The organism is Hydrogenophilus thiooxidans (genome assembly GCF_019049855.1).
Classification (GTDB): domain Bacteria; phylum Pseudomonadota; class Gammaproteobacteria; order Burkholderiales; family Rhodocyclaceae; genus Hydrogenophilus; species Hydrogenophilus thiooxidans.
Genome location: NZ_JAHLSY010000002.1, coordinates 1 through 13,908, shown reverse-complemented (window position 1 = coordinate 13,908; position 13,908 = coordinate 1). Strand labels below are relative to the sequence as shown.

Here is a 13,908-nt window from a genome sequence, read left to right as displayed (position 1 = left end):
CGCCCGATGCCCTCGCCCCAGGATCGCCGTCGCTACGATCTGTTGCTCGCGGGGCTCGACCTCCTCGATCAGGCGATCGCGGTCTTCGATGCCGAACCGAAACTGGTGGCGTGGAACCAAGCGCTCTCCCGATTGCTCGATTTTCCGCCGGAGCTGGTCCGCGAAGGGACGCCCTTTGAGGCGTTCGTGCGCTTCAACGCCGAGCGGGGGGAATATGGGGACGGCGCGATCGAAAAGCTGGTCGCAGAACGAATGGCGGCGGCGCGCTCCTTTCAACCTCACTATTTCGAACGGCAACGCCCAAACGGTCGGATTCTTGCGGTGCGGGGGGTCCCAATCCCCAACCTTGGGTTTGTCTCCCTTTGGACCGACATCACCGAACTGCGGCAAAACGAGCGGCTGATCGAAGAGCAGAACCAGCAGCTCGAGGCGCGCGTGCGCGAACGGACCCAGGAGCTCGCGCGGGCGTATCAGGAGTTGCGCGAAGCGCAGCGTGAACTCGAAGCCACCGCTGAGGCGCTGGCCTATTCGGAAGCGCGGTTGCGCTTGATCCTCGATTCGATCCCGGCGATGGTCGCCTACGTCGATCGCGAGCAGCGCTACCGCTACGCAAACCGCGTCTATGCCGACTGGTTCGAGACGACGCCCGAGGCGATCGTCGGGCAGACGATCGCTGAGGTGGTTGGCGCAGAAGTGTTTGCACAAATCGAAACCCATCTCGAGCGGGCGCTGACTGGGGAGCGGGTCACCTACGAATACCACCGCACCCGCGCCAATGGCAAACGGGTCTTTGCCCGTAGTACCGTCGTTCCGGAAAAGCGGGGCGATGAGGTGGTTGGTTTCTTCGTGCTCTCGTTTGATATCTCGGAACAGCGGGCGCAACAAGAGGCGCTCATCCAGGCACAGAAGATGGAGGCGGTGGGGCAGCTCACCGGCGGTATCGCGCACGATTTCAACAACTTGCTGACGATCATTCTCGGCAATTTGGAAGCGCTCGACGAAGCGCTGACCGCGCGGAGCTTGGCGTCGCTGGCGCGCGAGCACATCGCACCAGCCGTTCGCGCAACCCGTCGCGGCGTCGATCTGGTCAAGCGTTTGCTCACCTTCTCCCGGCGGCAACCGATGGCGCTGGCGCCCGTAGAAGTGGGCGAGCGGGTGCGTGGGCTTGGGGTGCTCTTGGCGCGGACCTTGGGCGAACTGGTCACGCTCGACCTGCGCTTGCCTGAAGCACCGCTCTACGCGCACACCGACGGCCACCAATTGGAAAACGCCCTGTTGAACCTGGCGCTCAATGCGCGCGACGCGATGTCGCCAGCGGGCGGAACCCTGACGATCCGCGTATTGCCGTGCGAAATCCTGGCCGATTTAGCGCAGCGTTACGGCCTGACGCCTGGGCGTTACGTGCAGTTCGACGTGATCGACACCGGCTGCGGGATGGCGCCGGAAGTACTGGCGCACGTGTTCGAACCGTTCTTCACCACCAAACCTTTCGGTCGCGGTAGCGGTCTTGGGCTTGCGATGGTCTATGGCTTCGTTCGCCAGTCGGGCGGCGCGATCCGCATCCGTAGCGAACCGGGGGTCGGCACGACGGTCACCTTTGTCCTGCCGCGGTGCGAACCGCCCGCGCCATCCAGTGACCCTGGACCTGCCGCACAACCAGGAACCGTGCCCCGCTCCCTCACGATTCTGTTGGTCGAAGACGAACCGGAGGTCCGTCACCTCTTGCGTCAGATGGTGATGCGCCTCGGGCACCGCGTGCTCGAAGCCGAAAACGGCGCCGAAGCGTTGGAACTCATCGAACACGTGGCCGAAATCGACGTCGTGGTGACCGACGCGGTGATGCCGGGCGGCTGCGACGGTGGCACCCTGATCGCCCGAGCGCGGGCCCTGCGTCCTGGGCTGCCTGCGGTGCTGGTGAGTGGTTACTGGCACGAAGCGCCAACGTTACCCGACGTCCCGGCGTTGGCAAAACCGGTGAGCCAAGCGGCGTTGGCGGAGGCGCTGCGATCGGTTACCATCCGCAACGTGGCCCATCCGGCAACGCAAAAGGAGGAGCGGTGAGTGCGATCCCCACGCTGGTCGTCGAAGACGAACCCGACATCGCGCAGTTGATCGCCCGTGCCCTCGCACCGTTCGGCTTTGCGGTGACCCAGGTTGGCACCGCGAGCGCTGCGCTTGCCCATTGCGAAAGTGCGCCACCGGAGTTAGCGATCATCGATCTCGGGCTGCCCGACCGCGACGGGTTGGATCTGCTGCGGGAACTGCAGACCCGCCACCCTTGCGCGGTAATCATCCTCACCGGCCGTGCTGCAGTGGCCGACCGGGTACTCGGCCTCGAATTGGGGGCTGACGACTATCTGGTCAAACCCTTCGACCCGCGCGAACTTGCCGCGCGCGCCAAAACGGTGATGCGGCGCTACCAAGCTGCCGGCAGCGGCGAGAAGGGGACAGCACCGTCTGGCGCGCACGCAGCGACGAACGGCGCGGACGAACGGCAGGTAGCGCACTTCGGCCCGTGGCGTTTCGATGCCGCTACCTTCGCGTTGGTCCGTGACGGCAGTGAGCCGCTCACCCTCTCCACCGCCGAAGCGGAACTTCTGCTCCGTTTTCTGCGGCAACCCAACCGCATTCTGTCGCGCGAGCAGTTGGCCGGCGTTCGCGCGCTCGAAGCGTACGACCGCAGTATCGACGTGCGGGTTTCTCGCCTGCGCAAAAAACTAGGGGATGACCCTCACGCACCGAAGATGATCAAGACGGTTTATGGCGCGGGGTACCTCTTCGCGCTGCCCGTCACGTGGCAAGTCACCTGAAGGCCCATTCGCTAGGAGCTTCTCATGAGTCAAACGGAGCAACGACCTTTTCGCATTCTTGGTGTGCAGCAGATCGCTCTGGGGGCGCTCGATCGCACCCGGCTAGAGCGACTTTGGGTGGACTGTTTCGGGCTGCCGATCACGGGAACGTTTCGTTCCGAGCGGGAAAACGTCGACGAGGCGATTCTTGCGCTGGGTAGCGGCCCGTGCAAGGTCGAGGTCGATTTGATGCAGCCGCTCGACCCCGAAAAAAAACCGGCAGTCCATCAGACTCCGCTCAACCATGTCGGTCTGTGGGTCGACGACCTCCCCGCGGCGGTTGCCTGGCTGAGCGCGAAAGGGGTGCGCTTTGCGCCAGGCGGAATCCGCAAAGGGGCAGCCGGGTTCGACATCTGCTTTATCCACCCGAAAGGCAGCGACGAAGCGCCGATCAGCGGGGAAGGGGTGTTGATCGAGCTCGTTCAAGCCCCGCCGGAGGTTGTTGCGGCGTTTGACCGGTTGGCCGGGGGCGATGGGGGGTGACCGGAGTCGTAGCGCGATGGCAAAAAAAGCAACCGCAACGAACCGCAACGGCGCGAACCTCGGTTTCGAAGCCGAACTCTTCAAGGCCGCCGACAAGCTGCGCGGCAACATGGAGCCGTCCGACTACAAACACGTCGTGCTCGGCCTGATCTTCCTGAAATACATTTCCGACGCCTTCGAGGCCAAGCACCGGGCGCTTCTTGCCGAAGACCCGCAGGCCGCCGAGGACAAGGACGAGTACCTGGCCGACAACATCTTCTGGGTGCCGAAGGAAGCGCGCTGGTCGCATCTGCAGGCGGGCGCCAAGCGCCCCGAGATCGGCCTTTTGATCGACGAGGCGATGCGCGCCATCGAGAAGGACAACGAGTCCTTGAAGGGCGTGTTGCCCAAGGACTACGCGCGCCCTGCGCTCAACAAGGTGATGCTCGGGGAACTCATCGACCTGATCTCCGGCATTGCGCTCAACGAGGAAGGCAATCGTTCCAAGGACATCCTGGGGCGCGTGTACGAATACTTCCTCGGCCAGTTCGCGGGCGCGGAGGGTAAGCGCGGCGGCGAGTTCTATACGCCCCGCTCGGTCGTGCGTGTGCTGGTGGAGATGCTCGAACCCTACCGCGGCCGCGTCTATGACCCCTGCTGCGGCTCGGGCGGCATGTTCGTGCAGAGTGAGAAATTCGTGCAGGAGCACGGCGGGCGCATTGGCGACATCGCCATCTACGGGCAGGAGAGCAACTACACCACCTGGCGGCTCGCCAAAATGAACCTCGCGGTGCGGGGGATCGACGCCGACATCCGCTGGAACAGCGAAGGCAGCTTTCACAAGGACGAATTCCCGCAGCTCAAGTTCGACTACATCCTTGCCAATCCGCCGTTCAACATCTCCGACTGGGGCGGCGAGCGCCTGCGCGAGGATGTGCGCTGGGCTTTCGGTGTGCCGCCCGTGGGCAACGCCAACTTCGCCTGGCTGCAGCATATCTACCACCACCTCGCCCCCAACGGCACCGCAGGCGTGGTGCTGGCCAACGGCTCGATGAGCTCCAACCAGTCGGGCGAAGGCGAGATTCGCAAGGCCATGATCGAGGCTGACGTGGTGGACTGCATGGTGGCCCTGCCCGGGCAGCTCTTCTACTCTACGCAGATTCCCGCCTGCCTGTGGTTTCTCGCCCGCAACAAAAACCCCGGCAAGGGCTGGCGCGACCGGCGCGGACAGGTGCTGTTCATCGACGCGCGCCAGATGGGCGTGCTGGTGGACCGCACCCGGCGCGAACTCACCGACGAGGAAATCCAGAAGATCGCGGATACCTACCACGCCTGGCGCGGCGAGCCCGGCGCGGGCGACTACGCCGACATCCCCGGTTTCTGCAAATCAGCTTCGCTCGATGAAATCCGCCAGCACGGCCATGTCCTCACCCCCGGGCGCTATGTGGGCGCGGCACAGCAGGAGGACGACGGCGAACCGTTTGCGGAAAAGATGGCGCGCCTGGCCGCCCAGTGGCGGCAGCAGCGCGAGGAAGCAGCGCGGTTGGACGCCGCGATCGAGGCGAATTTGCGGGAGTTGGGGTTTTGAGATGACTTCCGAGCAACTCCTATCGATGATTGCCTCCGGTGAAACCCTCGCGGTCGAATTCAAGGGCGAGGAGCGGGTGCCACTCAACGACCGTGATCTCGTCGAAGCGGTCGTGTGTCTGGCCAACCGTAGCAGCACCGAACCCGCTTATTTGATGATCGGCGTGGAAGATGATGGCTGCATCACCGGCGCACGCCCAAGGCACGGCTACGGCACCGATACGGACAAACTCGCCGCCCTGATCGCCAACCGGACTCGCCCAAACCTCGCGGTCACCGTCCAGACGGTCACCATCGGTGAAAAGCCTGTGCTCGTCATCGAAATTCCCCCTCAGCGGCAAGCCGTTGCGACGAGTGAGGGCGTCTTTCTCCGCCGCACCCTGGGCGGTGATGGCAAACCTGCCTGCGTGCCGATGGATGGCTTTGCCGTGCAGTCCCTGCAGGCGGACCGGGGGCTGCTTGATCCTTCGGCGCAGATCGTGCCCGGCGCGGCTTGGGAACATCTCGACCCCCTGGAGTTCGAGCGCTTTCGGCGCAGCGTGCGCGAACGGCGTGGGCGCAGCGACGAGGCGCTCCTTGCTCTGTCGGATCTCGAGCTTGCCAAGGCGCTCGGAGTCGTGGAGGCCAATGGGTCGGTGCGCGGCGTACGGCTTGCCGCCTTATTGCTCTTTGGCCAAGAGGAAGCGCTGCGCCGTTTCGTTCCCAGCCACGAGGTCGCCTTTCAGGTGTTGCGGGGGCTAGACGTCGAGGTAAACGACTTCTTCCGCTGGCCGCTGTTGCGGGTGATGGAGGAGATCGAAGCACGCATCCGCGCCCGCAATCGAGAAGAAGAGCTGATGGTGGGTCTTTTGCGCGTCGGCGTGCCCGACTATCCTGAGCGGGCGCTACGGGAAGCACTCGCCAATGCCCTGATCCACCGCGACTACCAGCGCCTGGGGGCGGTACATTTTCAGTGGCAGCGGGATCAGATCGAGATCATGAGCCCCGGCGGTTTTCCCGAAGGGGTGCGGCTCGATAACCTGCTGGTCACTGCGCCCCGACCGCGCAACCCCCTGCTTGCCGACGCGTTCAAGCGGGCCGGCATCGTCGAACGCACCGCGCGCGGCATCGACACCATCTTCTACGAACAACTGCGCAATGGCCGACCTGCCCCCTCCTACGTGCGAAGCAACGAAGCGACGGTAAGTGTCGTCATTCCAGGCGGCGCGGCCAATCTCGACTTCGTGCGCCTGCTCGTGACCGAGGCTCAGCAGGGACGTGACCTGGGGCTGGATGAACTGCTCATCCTCAACGTCCTGTGGCAGACGCGCAGTCTGACCACCGATGAGGCGTCGCGCCTGACGCAAAAGCCCGAGAGCCAGGCGCGCGCCGTGCTGCATCGCCTGCTCGAAGCAGGGCTCATCGAAGAACGCGGCCAGAAGAAGGGGCGCAGTTGGCACCTCTCGGCGGCGATTTACCGGCTGCTCGGCGACAAGGCCGGCTACGTTCGCCAGCGCGGCTTCGAGCCCCTGCAGCAGGAACAGATGGTACTGCAATACGTGGAAAAGCACGGCCGCATCACACGCCGGGAAGCGGCGGAGTTGTGTCGGATTGGCCCGTATCAAGCCTCGCGCCTGCTGGCGCGGCTGGTCGAAGCCGGTCGACTGAATCGCCACGGCGAGCGCAAAGGCACCTGGTATGAGCGAGGCGCAAAAATATGAGCGCGCGCATAAATCGACCCGTCGCGCTCATAAATTTGAGCGCCCACCACAACAACGTCGCGTAAACAAATGCCTTGATCGGGGCGAACTTGCGGGAGTTGGGGTTTTGAAGGACGTCATGTTGAACGCTGTGTTGTCCAGGACACGAAAACGCCTCCATAATAAACGCTACGTTAATCAGGAAAGCCTTTCGCCGCCATGAGCAACGCTGATGAAAATAAGGCTGGACGCGCCGGACGCTACCTTCGTCAACCCACCGGCTACCGCGCCTTCATCCCGTCGCCCCTGCCACCCAACCCGCCGCTCGATCTCACGGGCGTGCTGCGCGAGAAACTCTCTGCTGCCGACTACGCGCTGGGTCGGCTCGACGGCGCGGTGCTCACGCTGCCCAACCCGGACCTCTTCGTCTTCATGTACGTGCGCAAGGAGGCGGTGCTTTCCAGCCAGATCGAAGGCACCCAGTCGTCCCTGCAAAACCTCCTGGCCGCCGAAGCCCAACTCTTCGACCCCGACACGCCCAAGGACGTGAACGAAGTCGCCAACTACGTCCGGGCCATGAACCACGGCCTGGTGCGCCTGGCCGAGCTGCCCGTCTCCGTGCGGCTGATCCGCGAAATCCACGCCGAGCTCATGCAAGGGGTGCGCGGCAGCCGCTTGCAACCGGGTGAGCTGCGCAGCAGCCAGAACTGGATCGGCCCGGCTGGATGTACCCTCGCCACCGCCACCTTTGTGCCGCCGCCGCCCCACGAAGTCCCGCAGGCGCTCGCTGATCTGGAACGCTTCCTGCACGATGGCGGCGGCCTACCCCCGCTGGTGCAGGTGGGCCTTGCGCACGCCCAGTTCGAGACCATCCACCCGTTTCTGGACGGCAACGGCCGCATCGGGCGGCTACTCATCGCTTTTCTGCTAACCGAAAAGCGGCTGCTGGCCAAACCCGTACTTTATCTGTCGCACCACTTCAAACAGCACCGGGCTGAGTACTACGAACGCCTGCAGGCTGTGCGCGACGTCGGCGACTGGGAAGGCTGGCTCGCCTTCTTCCTCGACGGTGTGGCCGAGGTCAGCCAGCAGGCCACGCACACCGCCGCCGCCATCCTGCGCATGCGTGAGGACTACCGCACCAGGATCACCGAGCAACTGGGCCGCGCCGCCGCCAACGGCCAACGCGTGATGGACCGCCTGTTCGACCACCCCATCGTCACCGTCGCCACCGTGCGCGAATGGCTGGGCATCACCCCCGCGGGCGCCAACCAGATCGTCGCGCGGCTGGAAGACATCGGCCTGCTGCGCGAGATCACGGGCTATGCGCGCAACCGGCGCTTCCGCTTCGAGCCTTACTTGCGGCTGTTCGAGGAGACGCAGGAATGAAAAAATCGGCACTGGCGGGACGGCAGGGGAAGGCGGTGTGGGGGATGCGGCGATTGAAGCCAGCTTGAAGGAGATTGGGAATGACGGGTGAGTGGAAACGACTGTCGCTTGCTGATGCGGTTGATGTAATCAGTGGTGGCACACCAAAGACCAGCGTTGCCGAATATTGGAATGGCGATATCCCGTGGCTTTCCGTAGCCGACTTTAATAATGGTTATCGATGGGTAAATTCCGCAGAGAAATCCATTACAGAACGCGGACTCCTTGAAAGCGCAACAACAGTTCTTAATAGAGGCGACATCATTATTTCAGCCAGGGGAACGGTTGGCGTTGTAGCTCAGGTTGCAAAGCCAATGGCATTTAACCAATCCTGCTACGGAATCAGAGGCAGGAAAGGATTGGCGGACACAAATTTCATTTACTACGCATTACGCCATGCCGTTTTGGGTATGAAACAGGTTGCGCATGGAGGTGTCTTCGATACGATAACGCGAGATACATTTAAGATTATCGAGGTAAATCTCCCGCCTCTCTCTGAACAGCGCGCCATCGCCCACATCCTCGGCACGCTGGACGACAAGATCGAGAACCTGCGCCGCCAGAACGAAACGCTGGAGGCCATGGCACGCGCCCTGTTCCGCGCGTGGTTCGTGGACTTCGAGCCAGTGCGCGCCAAGCTGGAAGGCCGCTGGCGCCGCGGCGAATCGCTACCGGGGCTACCCGCCCACCTCTACGACCTCTTTCCCGACCGCCTCGTCGATTCGGAGTTGGGCGAGATTCCGGAGGGGTGGAGCCTATCAACCATAGGCGAAGAGGTCACGGTCTGTGGTGGCTCTACACCCAGCACCAAGGAATCGGAATTCTGGGAGGGCGGTAAACACTGCTGGGCAACACCCAAGGATCTGTCCGCACTAAAGTTTCCAGTCTTGCTCGATACGGAGCGAAAGATTACGGACGCTGGTCTTGCAAAGATCAGCTCGGGACTCTTGCCAGTCGGCACGGTGTTACTCTCTTCACGTGCGCCCATCGGCTATTTGGCGATTGCCGAAGTACCGACGGCGATCAACCAGGGTTTCATCGCGATGAAATGCAATGGCACCCTGCCAAGCGTTTTCATGCTGCTATGGTGCAAGGAAAATATGGATGCCATCATCGGCAACGCCAACGGTTCGACTTTCCAAGAGATCAGCAAAGGTAACTTCCGGCCTCTTCGCGTCGTAGTTCCTTCCGATCCGGTGCTGACAAGTTTTACAAGGTCAGCTGTCTCCCTCTATCAACAACTGGTGCAAAACGAACGGGAATCCCGCACCCTCGCCCAACTCCGCGACACCCTCCTGCCCAAGCTGATCTCCGGCGAACTGCGCATCCGGGACGCCGAAGCCTTCCTCAAGGAGCGCGGACTATGAAACCTAAATCGGATTTCATCATCTACGAAGGCGACCATGTCCGCGTCGAGGTGCGCGTAGAGCAAGAGAACGTATGGCTGAGCTTGCAGCAGTTGGCCGACCTCTTCGACCGGGACAAGTCGGTGATCTCGCGCCACTTGCGCAACATCTTTGCTAGCGGCGAGCTGGAGCGTGAGGCAACTGTTGCAAAAACTGCAACAGTTCAACGTGAGGGCGAGCGCGAAGTGGTGCGCGAGATCGAGTATTACAACCTCGACGCCATCATCTCCGTCGGCTACCGCGTCAATTCCACCCGTGCCACGCGCTTCCGCCAATGGGCCACGCGCGTGCTGCGCGAGTACCTTACCCAGGGCTATGCGCTCGACCGCCAGCGCTTCGAGAAAAACGCCGCCGAGTTGGAAGCGGCGCTGGCGCTGGTGAGGAAGGCCGCCGCGGGCGAAGCGCTCACCGCCGAACAAGGCCGCGGGCTGGTGGATGTGATCGCCCGCTACACCCAGACCTTTCTGTGGCTGCAACGCTACGACGAGGGGTTGCTCACCACCCCGGCGGGCAGCCCCGGCGGCGTCTTGCCGACGCTGGCCGAGGCACGCGACGCGATTGCGCGCCTCAAAGCCGATCTGCAGGCACGCGGCGAGGCCTCCGACCTCTTCGGGCGCGAGCGCGAGGACGCCTTCGCCGCCATCCTCGGCAACCTGGAACAGACGGTGTTTGGTGAACCAGCTTATCCCACCATTGAGACCAAGGCGGCGCACCTGCTCTATTTCATCATCAAGAACCATCCGTTCTCGGATGGCAACAAGCGCTGCGGGGCCATGCTGTTCGTCGATTTTCTCGCCCGCAATGGGCGGCTTTTCCGCGCAGGCGAGCCGGTGATCAACGACGTAGGGCTCGCCGCGCTCGCCTTGCTTGTGGCGGAGTCGGACGCCAAGAACAAGGATGTCATGATCCGGCTGATCGAAAACATGCTGGCTCTGCCCAGCGCGCAATAGGAGGGGTGAGCGATGGCATTTCTCTCGGAAGCCAACGTCGAGGAAGCCTTACTCGACCAGTTCCGCTCGCTCGGCTATCAGATTGCGCGTGAGGAGGAGATCGGCCCCGATGGTACGCGCCCGGAGCGCCTAAGCTACCAGGATGTGCTGCTTAAGCGGCGGCTGGAAGAAGCCGTAGCGTGCCTCAATCCCGGCATGCCGGAGGAGGCCCGCCAGGAGGCGATCCGCAAGGTGACCCATGCCGAGCTGCCGTGTCTGCTCGAAGAAAACCGCCGCCTGCATAAGCTCATGACCGAAGGCGTGGACGTGGAATACCACGCCGACGATGGCACGCTCACCGCGGGCAAGGTGTGGTTGATCAATTTCGAGCGCCCGGAAGCCAACGACTGGCTGGCGGTGCGCCAGTTCACCGTGGTTCACGGTGAGCATCGCCGCCGCGCCGATACGGTGGTGTTCGTCAATGGGCTGCCGCTTGCGGTGATTGAGCTGAAAGCGCCAGGGGCGAAGCAGGCCACCCTGGTTGGCGCGTTCAACCAGTTGCAGACCTACAAGCAACAAATTGCCCCGCTCTTTCACACCAATGCGCTGCTCGTGGCTTCCGACGGCATCGCGGCGCGGGTGGGGTCGCTGTCAGCCGACTTCGAGCGCTTCATGCCGTGGCGCACCACCGACGGAACGGACATTGCCCCGAAGGGCGCACCGGAACTCCCGACGCTGATCGAGGGGTTGTTCCAACGGCGGCGGCTGTTGGAGCTCATGCGCGATTTCACCGTCTTTGGGCAGACGGGCGCGGGGCTCGTCAAGATCATCGCCGGTTACCACCAGTTTCACGCGGTCAAAAAGGCAGTGGAGCAGACGCTGCGCGCGCTGCCGCCGAAGGACGTGGTGCGGGAGGATCCGGCGCACTATGGGCTGCCGTCGGCGCGCGCGCAAAAGCCGGGGGATCGCCGCGTCGGGGTGATCTGGCATACGCAGGGGTCGGGCAAGAGCCTGTTGATGGCGTTCTACGCAGGTCTTCTGGTTAAACACCCGGGGATGGAAAACCCGACGCTGGTGGTGATTACCGACCGCAATGATCTCGATGATCAGCTTTTTGCCACCTTTTCGATGTGCCGCGACCTGATCCGCCAGACGCCGGTGCAGGCGCAAAGCCGCGAGGATTTGCAACGGCTGCTCGACCGCGCAGCGGGCGGGGTGATTTTCACGACCTTGCAGAAGTTCGGCGAGGTGGCTGGGCCGCTCACCACGCGGCGCAACGTGGTGGTGATCGCCGACGAAGCGCACCGCAGCCAGTATGGCTTCAAGGCCAAGGTGGATGGCAAAAGCGGCGAGATTTCCTATGGCTTTGCCAAATACCTGCGCGATGCCCTGCCCAATGCCTCGTTCATCGGCTTTACCGGCACGCCCATCGAGGCCGACGACAAGAACACGCCGGCCGTCTTTGGCCATTACATCGACATCTACGACATCAGCCGCGCGGTCGAGGATGGCGCAACGGTGCCGATCTACTACGAATCGCGGCTGGCGCGCATCGAACTCGACGAGGACGAGAAACCGAAGATCGACGCCGAGATCGAGGAGATCCTGGAAGAGGAGGAAGAACCCACCCGCGAACGCCTCAAGCAGAAATGGGCGACGGTGGAAGCGCTGGTCGGCAGCGACAAGCGCCTCATGCAAGTGGCGCAGGACATCGTGCAGCACTTCGAGGCGCGCGTGGCGGCGCTCGACGGCAAGGGCATGATCGTCTGCATGAGCCGGCGCATCTGCGTGAAGCTCTACGACGCGATCGTGCGGCTGCGCCCGCAGTGGCACAGCGACGACGATGCCCAGGGCGCGATCAAGATCGTGATGACCGGCGCAGCAAGCGACCCGCCCGAGTGGCAAAAACACATCGGCAACAAGGCGCGGCGCGAGCTGCTGGCCAAACGCGCGCGCGACCCGAACGACCCCTTGAAGCTGGTGATCGTGCGCGACATGTGGCTCACCGGCTTCGACGCGCCGTGCATGCATACGATGTACGTGGACAAGCCCATGCGCGGCCACGGGCTGATGCAAGCGATTGCGCGGGTGAATCGGGTGTTTCGCGACAAGCCCGCGGGGCTGATCGTCGATTACATCGGCATCGCGCAAAACCTGAAAAACGCACTCGCCCAGTACTCGCCGCGCGACCGCGCGCAGACCGGCATCGACGAGGCCGAGGCGGTGGCCGTGCTGCAAGAGAAGCTCGAAATCGTGCGCGCGATGTTCTATGGATTCGACTACCGCGCGGCGCTCGATGGTTCGCCCCAGGCGCGGCTCTCGATGATGGCCGGCGCCATCGAGTGGATTCTCGACAAACAGCAGCAATGGGCAGCGCAGGAGACGACGCCCGAAGGCAAGAAGGCGGCGCACCGGCGCTTTTCGGACGCGGTGCTCGCACTTTCCAAGGCCTATGCGCTGGCGGCGGCAAGCGACGAGGCCCGCGCCGTGCGCGAGGAGGTGGGCTTTTTCCAGGCCATCCGCGCCGCGCTGGTCAAGAGCGCGACCGGTTCAGGCAAGACCTTGCAGGAGCGCGAGTTGGCGATCCAGCAGATCGTCAGCCGCGCGGTGGTCTCCACCGAGATCGTGGACATCCTGAAAGCCAGCGGGCTCAAGAGCCCGGACATCTCCATCCTCTCCGACGAATTCCTCGCCGAAGTGCAGCAGATGGAGCAGAAAAACCTGGCGCTGGAGGCTTTGAAGAAGCTCATCGATGACGGCATTCGCTCGCGCGCCAAGGCCAATGTCGTCGAGACCCGGGCCTTCTCCGAACGGCTGGAAAATGCCGTGGCGCGCTACCACGCCAACGCCATCACCACCGCCGAGGTGCTGCAGGAGCTGATCCAGCTGGCCAAAGACATCCGCGCCGCCCGAAGCCGGGGCGAAGAGGCCGGATTGTCCGACGAGGAGATCGCCTTCTACGACGCGCTGGCCGAGAACGAGTCCGCGATTCAGGTGATGGGCGACGCAAAACTGCGCGTCATCGCGCACGAGCTGCTCATGCGCCTGAAAGAGAACATCACGGTCGACTGGGCGCACCGCGAATCGGCCCGCGCGCGGCTCAGGGTGCTGGTCAAGCGCATCCTGCGCCAATACGGTTATCCACCCGATCTGCAGGATGCCGCGGTGCAGACGGTGCTGGCGCAGGCCGAAGCGATTCTCTCGGGTTGGTGCCAAGAGGCCTAGGGACGCGCTGAACAAATCAGCATTTGATTGAAAATGAGCGAGACAGACCGCATCCCTTCGACATTGACACCTCGGTGGGCAAGAAATGGCTTTTCCGCTGCCGTTTTTGGCTGGTTTCGGCCCCGTTTCTCGGCGTATTTCCTCATTTCGCCCCTCTCAGGACGCACCTTGGGCGTTGAGTGCAAACAATCGCCGCTTGGCGATCAGCAGATTCGCCAACCCAAAGAGCGTGTAGAGCTGCGCGGTGTTCTTCGCCAATCCCTTGTAGCGTACCTTCTTCATGCCGAAGATGTTCTTGACGATGTGAAACGGGTGCTCGACCTTGGCGCGCACGCTTGCCTTG

Annotated in this window: 10 protein-coding genes; 9 read left to right on the top strand and 1 reads right to left on the bottom strand. The window is 63.2% G+C overall.

The genetic code is table 11. The features are described 5' to 3' along the window. Positions 1-6 precede the first annotated feature (6 nt). The 9 genes from KUL93_RS01010 to KUL93_RS00970 all read left to right on the top strand — a co-directional run bounded on the left by KUL93_RS01010 (position 7) and on the right by KUL93_RS00970 (position 13,565). Entirely contained in the window at positions 7-2,061 is a 2,055-nt protein-coding gene (locus KUL93_RS01010; protein ID WP_217125270.1) for a PAS-domain containing protein, read from the top strand. Continuing rightward, the gene (locus KUL93_RS01005; RefSeq protein ID WP_217125269.1) at positions 2,058-2,810 is read left to right on the top strand and encodes a response regulator transcription factor; all 753 of its coding nucleotides are present in this window, start codon (positions 2,058-2,060) and stop codon (positions 2,808-2,810) included. Before KUL93_RS01010 ends, KUL93_RS01005 begins: the two co-directional genes overlap by 4 nt. A gap of 24 nt (positions 2,811-2,834) precedes the next feature. Beyond that, positions 2,835-3,332: a VOC family protein gene (locus tag KUL93_RS01000; protein WP_217125268.1), complete on the top strand. Its 498-nt coding sequence runs from the start codon at positions 2,835-2,837 to the stop codon at positions 3,330-3,332. Between the two features lie 16 nt (positions 3,333-3,348). After that, a complete protein-coding gene (locus tag KUL93_RS00995) occupies positions 3,349-4,899 on the top strand; it encodes a class I SAM-dependent DNA methyltransferase (protein ID WP_217125267.1) in 1,551 nt (516 codons plus the stop codon). 1 nt (position 4,900) lies between these two features. Next, positions 4,901-6,598 (top strand): RNA/DNA-binding domain-containing protein, encoded by a 1,698-nt coding sequence (locus KUL93_RS00990; RefSeq protein ID WP_217125266.1) that lies wholly within the window; start codon positions 4,901-4,903, stop codon positions 6,596-6,598. A gap of 198 nt (positions 6,599-6,796) precedes the next feature. After that, positions 6,797-7,966 (top strand): Fic family protein, encoded by a 1,170-nt coding sequence (locus tag KUL93_RS00985; RefSeq protein ID WP_217125265.1) that lies wholly within the window; start codon positions 6,797-6,799, stop codon positions 7,964-7,966. A gap of 80 nt (positions 7,967-8,046) precedes the next feature. Beyond that, positions 8,047-9,372 carry a restriction endonuclease subunit S gene (locus KUL93_RS00980; protein WP_217125264.1) on the top strand — a complete coding sequence of 442 codons (1,326 nt, stop codon included), beginning with the start codon at positions 8,047-8,049 and terminating at the stop codon, positions 9,370-9,372. Continuing rightward, complete coding sequence (locus KUL93_RS00975) at positions 9,369-10,361, top strand: virulence RhuM family protein/type II toxin-antitoxin system death-on-curing family toxin (protein WP_217125263.1); 993 nt, start codon at positions 9,369-9,371, stop codon at positions 10,359-10,361. The genes KUL93_RS00980 and KUL93_RS00975 overlap by 4 nt, the downstream gene beginning before the upstream one ends. A 12-nt stretch (positions 10,362-10,373) precedes the next feature. After that, positions 10,374-13,565, top strand: a complete 3,192-nt coding sequence (locus tag KUL93_RS00970) for a type I restriction endonuclease subunit R (RefSeq protein WP_217125262.1) — start codon at positions 10,374-10,376, stop codon at positions 13,563-13,565. Positions 13,566-13,721: 156 nt separating this feature from the next. Here KUL93_RS00970 and KUL93_RS00965 read toward each other — a convergent pair. Continuing rightward, on the bottom strand, positions 13,722-13,908 hold a 187-nt coding region (locus tag KUL93_RS00965; protein ID WP_217125261.1), incomplete at its 5' end, for a transposase.

Excerpts from the sequence above, each read along its gene's own strand:
- KUL93_RS00990 (WP_217125266.1), top strand. The coding sequence starts at position 4,901 with ATGACTTCCGAGCAACTCCTATCGATGATTGCCTCCGGTGAAACCCTC.
- KUL93_RS01010 (WP_217125270.1), top strand. The coding sequence starts at position 7 with ATGCCCTCGCCCCAGGATCGCCGTCGCTACGATCTGTTGCTCGCGGGG.
- KUL93_RS00995 (WP_217125267.1), top strand. The coding sequence starts at position 3,349 with ATGGCAAAAAAAGCAACCGCAACGAACCGCAACGGCGCGAACCTCGGT.
- KUL93_RS00970 (WP_217125262.1), top strand. The coding sequence starts at position 10,374 with ATGGCATTTCTCTCGGAAGCCAACGTCGAGGAAGCCTTACTCGACCAG.
- KUL93_RS00980 (WP_217125264.1), top strand. The coding sequence starts at position 8,047 with ATGACGGGTGAGTGGAAACGACTGTCGCTTGCTGATGCGGTTGATGTA.
- KUL93_RS00975 (WP_217125263.1), top strand. The coding sequence starts at position 9,369 with ATGAAACCTAAATCGGATTTCATCATCTACGAAGGCGACCATGTCCGC.
- KUL93_RS01000 (WP_217125268.1), top strand. The coding sequence starts at position 2,835 with ATGAGTCAAACGGAGCAACGACCTTTTCGCATTCTTGGTGTGCAGCAG.
- KUL93_RS00985 (WP_217125265.1), top strand. The coding sequence starts at position 6,797 with ATGAGCAACGCTGATGAAAATAAGGCTGGACGCGCCGGACGCTACCTT.